The 406-nt window shown below is 59.1% G+C and carries 1 protein-coding gene; it reads left to right on the top strand.

The genetic code is table 11. From position 1 onward, the window contains the following. A partial coding sequence (locus tag OGV94_RS00885) for a VENN motif pre-toxin domain-containing protein (RefSeq protein ID WP_286522170.1) occupies positions 1-406 on the top strand: 406 nt, incomplete at both ends.

Below are 406 nucleotides of genomic sequence, written 5' to 3'. Positions count from 1 at the left end.
GTAGGCGCTCTGCAGGGGCTGGCTGGCGGTGATATTGGCGCGGCGCTGGCGGGTGCATCGGCACCGGAGCTTGCCAATATCATAGGCCATAAGGTGGGCCTCGATGAGGATGATATCGCGGCTAAAGCCATCGCGCATGCGATACTGGGCGGTGCTGCGGCGGCTATGCAGGGGAACAATGCAGCAGCCGGAGCGGCTGGTGCAGCGGCAGGAGAGCTTGCTGCGAATGCGATACTGAAAACGATGTATCCGGGCAAGCACGCCAGCGAGCTGGATGAAAGTGACAGGCAGTTAGTCAGCAATCTTGCGACCATCGCATCCGGTCTGGCAGGTAATCTGGCCGGTGGTGATTCGAAAAGCACGACAACGGGTGCGCAGTCTGGTAAAAACGCAGTTGAGAATAACT

This window comes from Citrobacter sp. Ce006, from assembly GCF_030336535.1.
GTDB lineage: Bacteria > Pseudomonadota > Gammaproteobacteria > Enterobacterales > Enterobacteriaceae > Citrobacter > Citrobacter europaeus.
Note: the sequence above shows the minus strand (reverse complement) of the source record. Positions and strands in the feature narration are given on the sequence as shown.